This is a genomic window from Syntrophomonas sp., from assembly GCF_028707975.1.
Lineage (GTDB): Bacteria > Bacillota > Syntrophomonadia > Syntrophomonadales > Syntrophomonadaceae > Syntrophomonas.
On sequence record NZ_JAQVZX010000017.1, the window covers coordinates 1 to 816 of the forward strand.

General features: G+C 43.3%; 1 protein-coding gene and 2 tRNA genes. All 3 read left to right on the forward strand.

Annotated elements, in window-relative coordinates:
• The first annotated feature begins 237 nt into the window (after positions 1 to 237).
• Positions 238 to 313: transfer RNA gene (locus tag PHP87_RS03930), tRNA-Thr, on the forward strand.
• Positions 314 to 316: 3 nt separating this feature from the next.
• A tRNA-Met gene (locus PHP87_RS03935) sits at positions 317 to 393 on the forward strand.
• 318 nt (positions 394 to 711) lie between these two features.
• Positions 712 to 816 (forward strand): GTP-binding protein (locus PHP87_RS03940; RefSeq protein ID WP_299918765.1); only part of this gene is annotated, 105 nt, incomplete at its 3' end.

The following is an 816-nucleotide window of genomic DNA, read 5'->3' on the forward strand; positions in this document are numbered from 1 at the left end:
CCGGCTCCCGCAACCATGTAAGCGACCATGGACAGTACTATGGGTACAGCCATGTCAACAAATAAAATATAGAACGCTGCTAAAAGCAGGCAAAAACTTACCCGAGGTCGCATCAGTAGTGCCCGCAACCTTAATAGTGACATCCGAAGGATGGAACACTAGGAGTACCCGAAGGGTGCAGGGTGCAACCATGTAAGCGACCATGAAAAGACTATCCGGTACAAGAATGTTAATTATGCCCTTATAGCTCAGTCGGCAGAGCGCATCCTTGGTAAGGATGAGGTCACCGGTTCAAGTCCGGTTAAGGGCTCCATCCGGCGGCGTAGCTCAGTTGGCTAGAGCATACGGTTCATACCCGTAGTGTCAGGGGTTCAAGTCCCTTCGCCGCTACCATAGGTTTTTAAGGAGTGATATTCACTCCTTTTATTTTATTTTTTTATTGGGTAGAATATTAATTAGCGATTCTGCTACGAAAACCCCTGGTGATTGTAAATGAGTTAATATATGCTTGGAAGATAGTAAGTAAAAGTTTTGAATTTTTAATGCACTGTCTTATAATATTGACAGGATCATAATAAACCTGCATTAACCACTCTTGGGGGTCATTCACATTAAGCTTGCTGCTCAAATCTTTAGGATACCCATGAGTATTACTCTTTGTAGGGGAATCCATTATTGGATTTATTTTTAAAAGGAAAGGTGAGAGAAAGGATGGCAAAGGCAAAATACGAGAGGACGAAACCTCATCTTAACATTGGAACCATAGGTCACATAGACCATGGCAAGACCACATTGACAGCAGCCATAACCCAGACC